We start from the raw sequence: 4,629 nt of genomic DNA on the forward strand, positions 1-4,629 counted from the left end.
CGAAATCGGCACCTTCTCGGTCGAAAGCGCACGTTTACCGAGCAACAGCATCTCAATTTCATCAGACTTGCATTTTACGATCTCATTGAGCCTTTCGATCTGTTCCGCTGTCACGACGAAACCAGCCATTCGTCGCGCTACGATAGAGTTGACGAATACACGGTCTCTCAGGAGTGAGCTACTCCGGTAGTGAGCTACTCCGGAAGTGAGCTACTCCGGAAGTCAACTTCCGGGCAAAACATTTCAATGCAAAAGAAAATATCCAATAGACAGATTCTTTTTCAAATTGGTAGCATTGTCATTAACAGCGATGGAGCACAGGATGGCTCAAGAGATAACATATAAAGAGAAAGAAGCTTTCCGCAAGCGAGTTGCTTATTGGATGAGCAAAGGCTTTGATAAACAGGCAGCTCACCAAATTGCTTCTCTGCCTACAAAAGAAGCACGTAGGTCCGTAGTTTACACGCCTACTGATTCACATAACTATAAGCAAACCTTCGAGTCCAAAGAGCCTCCTACGCCTATAGCGATAGCTGCTTCTGTTACCTCGTCGCGAAACAGTGGAACTTCCGGTGACCCGATTTTCGGTCTTGCCGAACTTAAGGCAGCCATTTGTGCTGTTGGCTCTCTCGTATGCAGTGGGGCACTGATCGTAGCGGGTGCGGAAGCTGGAGCCTGGACTTTAGAAGCTTGGTTTTGGTCAATCCTGATCGTGACATCAGGCACCATTCTGCTCTCAACACAATTCAAGGGAAAATCCTTAAAAAGCTGGATTCAGAAAATGCTTGGCGGCGCAATCTTATGCCTCGGCTACTGTGTGATGTATGCCGGAATTACAGAAGAGAAGGAAAAAACCATAAGCGAAATTGCGGCGGGATCATCAGAAGTTATGCTCCTTCAAAAGCAGATCAGAGATATTGAAGGAAGGCTGGCACCCAGCCGCAGTGCTATCGCAGACATGCACGCTGTGAAATATAGAACCGCAATTGCCCGCATCCAGCTGGAAACCAAACCGCTCGAGGATGAGCTGGCTCAAACCAGAAGACACCTGATTGCAGCAGAGAAAAGGGCAGCGTTAAAGGCTTCCGCAGGGTCTGTGACTTCACAGAGCGTGGTCGAGTGGATGAGGCGGCTCATTCTTGAGCCCCTAAACATCCTTTGCCTTCATGGATTGATGGAGACACTACCGAACATAGTGAGTGCACTGCGAAAGCGAAACTTTCGACTTACGGGTGCGCCCGCATAAGGGACTTTGGCATTGTTCAAGGGTGAGGTAAAAAGCACCATCAGACAGTAGACACTCTCCCAGCGGCGAGTGACAGATCCCAAAGAGGGGAAGTAGTAGTGCCTAACTAACGGGTAAGAAATTCTAAGTGTGTCGCAACACTAAATTATCCTGCCCCGATTTTACGCGCAAGCCCCATTCGATATTTGTTGTCAAAAATCACCCATTCGCGGGCATTTTGCGGCCTAAGGCCGCAGCTGTGAACGGGTCAGGAACATTTTGCCTGGAGCCATGGATGGCTGCAACAGCAATCGATCGTGAATATGAAGGACAGGGACGCCCGCGGAAGAAAAAGTCTTCGCAAACCAGCAACCCATCCCATTACCAATTCGCCCTTTGGTCCTATGAGGATGGCAAACGCTTCGCCGTGCCGGTTGGCGGCGTGCGAAGTGACAAGAGAGCGGAGTATCCGTTAATCTCAACGACAATCATGAATGAAAGCACACGCACAGAGACCCTCATCTGGCTGCATTTCGATTTGGATTTTAAACGTGCAGATAAAAAATGGATCCGCAACGGTAAACTGGACTGGCCGACTATAGGAGCTACACTCGGAGAAGATGTTCCCATGTTCCTGCGCTACTTGGCCTATGTCGTCCGATCCAGCGGCGGCAAAGGGCTGAGCCTGGTGCTCGCCATCTCGCCCCTCGAACTGATCGATGAAACGGGTGACGTGCAAAAGCTGGCCTTTAAGGTGCAAGACATGATCATCCGAATTTTCAATTACCATGGGATGGGCGCCGACGAAGGAGCGCGTGGTCTCAAGCGGCTGATGCCCAACGTCTTCCAATCCGATCGAGTTCTTGATCAAGCAGATTTTGTGCAGCAGATGATTCAGAAGCGTCGTCCGCGAGTATTGCAAAACCTGCTTTATGTACTGCGCTTTCATCCTGCTCTACGTTCCCGGAACAAGCAGGACCGTGACGACATCCTGTGGCCCGACACACGGGTGGAAAAGCCCCTGGCGCGCCTTTACACAGACCTTTTGGATTCAGTGGGGCCATGGGGAACGGAACAGATGCGCGCGCGTGAGATAATGGCTCGGTATGGGATATCAAAAAATACGGTTTATAAGCTCCTCGGTAATCCACCCAAGTGGCTTGGAGTGGAGCGTCTTATCGGCGAAGGGATCCGTCTCACTATTCGACCCGACCGTTCACTGACGGACAGAGCATATACACTAATTGAGACTCGCACCTCTTCAGCCAAGCAGCTTCCCAGGATATGGACTATCGAGAGTCCCGAGAACGTGCGCGCCGGCGAGCGGAATCGATGGCTCGTTTCGATTATTGTTTGTTGCAAGAAAAAGGGGTTTGGCCAGGCCGAGACCCGTGCAGCGCTGAGCCGCATTATCACCCGTGTTCCCGGTTGGCAGAAGTCGCAATCATTGACGCGTGGACTCGGCTCGATACTGCGGAGTCTTTACCATCATCGGAGCTCTCTGAAGGGCACACTACCAGACCTGGAACTGCCAGGTTGGTTGGTCGAGGTACTGCAACCAAGTAAGTCAAATCAACATTCCCAAAAATTTTATAAGAAGGGATCCCTTCGGGGATCTCAAGCGGCAGCTAACCAGCCGGTGGAGAGACCCGATCCTATTCCCGAAGGAATTCTCTCTGAAGATTTCTCCTCCCAATTCCGGAACGGAGTCATGCCGGGGAGTGTGAGGGCGGGCCAGGCCCTCACTCCGGTTGTGTATACTCAAGTGCCTGACCAGAAGCCGGTGAATCCGTATCTCCACGTTTATCGGATACCGGACGCTCGAAATCTTCTGTAGCCGGCGCGACTCCGAGCTTCGAAAATGGGGTGCCAAGCTCTGAGACGGCAGCTGGCAATGACAGGCCTGGGGTCAAGGGCGGGCCAACCCCCAGCAGTGGTGTTGATATCGGACAGCTTGAGCTGAAAGATGGCTTGGGAGATTCGGTGTCTTCAGCTTTCAATCCTCAGCTGGTTGATGCTGGAAAGCCTGCTGAGAAAAACCAGGTTCCGAGCTCCGAGATGGGGGCGGGCAATGCCTTGGCTCGCCTTTCTGGATCAGCGCTCAGCGGGGCATTTTCGAAGGCACTGATGCGATCGACCTTGCCGGCCGCTGAAAAGGCCAGGATTTTGACCGAGGTGACGAGCGAGACGGATCCTGCGGTGAAAGAACGCCTGCGTCGGGAGTGGCTGGCAAAGCTGCAAAATTAGAGCGATTATGCGAGTGAGTTTTCTGTGCCGCGCTCAGAAGAATATTTTCTGAAGAAGCAATAGGATACGACGATGAATATATGCATCCAGAATCCAGTAGTTTTTTGGATATCATTACAAAACTATTGGACAATTAATTCTTCACTCCATGAAACCCATGAATCGCAGGCGCTCCAGAGCTTGAATATCATTTTGACGGATATATGCCTTTTTTGAACATTTCCTGGCCGCACGAATTCTTTGACTTTTAGCCACGATCTTTCAGTCGTTGCTGAGAATCAAACCTCCGAAAGCTTCCAAACTAATACGATCGAGCGCTGGAGCCTGTTCATGAATGGAAAACAAAATATTTTTGCAGCCGCTGCTGTTGTTCGGACAGCGGTAAGGATTCCATCCAAATCCCACCAGATCGTTCTGGAAGGGCTGACAGTCAGGATATTGACCAGCATGCAACCTAACGGCATATTTTCTGCTGGCCCAAAACACTAGTTTTCGGCCAGCGCAGTTTGCTTAAAATCGACCCTTGATCTCCAACGGTTTCACGCCTCGATCCCGGACAGGTTTACGGCCAGCCTAACCATTTCGTCCTCAAACCCGCGCGGAATCAAGGGCGATTCGGTGAAAAACCTACTCATCAATGGGTCTAAGGCGATCTGGTAGGATTTGGATGGAATCCTTGCCACTGTCCAAGCTGACCATCGAAGCTTACAGCATGCGTTCGGTGGAAATTCTCCAGGCTGTCGCTCGCGGAGAAATCGACTTTGGACTGTGTTTCAGTCCGCTCGTTCATCCCCAAATCGAAATCCGGAAGCTCGGCACGGAGCCACTTGGGCTCTGTTTGAGAAGTTCGCATCCACTGCTGAAGCGTCTCGGTAACAGGCCATTTCCCTTTAAAGAACTCAGTAAGCTCCCTTACATTGCCGCAAAATCATTCCACGGTATTGACAACTGCGAACAGCATCCCTGTCTTGTGGAAAAAGGAATCGTGCCCAACAGCAAGGTGATTTTTGATTCCTACGACGCGATGATCACCTGCGTTTCAAAAAGCGATGCCTGGAGTATCGTGCCACGGATCGTCTGCCAGGGAGCGAAAGGGCTGCATTGGTTTCTTCCGGATTGGAAGGCCAGCGCGGATGTGTGCTGCTTGTGGCCGAAAG

At 51.1% G+C, this 4,629-nt stretch carries 4 protein-coding genes; all 4 read left to right on the plus strand.

Translation table 11 applies throughout. The features are described 5' to 3' along the window. Positions 1-322: 322 nt before the first annotated feature. A complete protein-coding gene (locus VE954_RS24870) occupies positions 323-1,246 on the plus strand; it encodes a hypothetical protein (RefSeq protein ID WP_324957917.1) in 924 nt (307 codons plus the stop codon). 274 nt (positions 1,247-1,520) lie between these two features. Then, positions 1,521-3,062, plus strand: a complete 1,542-nt coding sequence (locus VE954_RS24875; RefSeq protein WP_324957918.1) for a hypothetical protein — start codon at positions 1,521-1,523, stop codon at positions 3,060-3,062. Positions 3,063-3,208: 146 nt separating this feature from the next. Then, positions 3,209-3,472 carry a hypothetical protein gene (locus tag VE954_RS24880; protein WP_324957920.1) on the plus strand — a complete coding sequence of 88 codons (264 nt, stop codon included), beginning with the start codon at positions 3,209-3,211 and terminating at the stop codon, positions 3,470-3,472. Between the two features lie 676 nt (positions 3,473-4,148). Continuing rightward, on the plus strand, positions 4,149-4,629 hold a 481-nt coding region (locus VE954_RS24885; protein WP_324957922.1), incomplete at its 3' end, for a substrate-binding domain-containing protein.

The organism is Oligoflexus sp. (genome assembly GCF_035638955.1).
In the GTDB taxonomy this organism is placed as follows: domain Bacteria; phylum Bdellovibrionota_B; class Oligoflexia; order Oligoflexales; family Oligoflexaceae; genus Oligoflexus.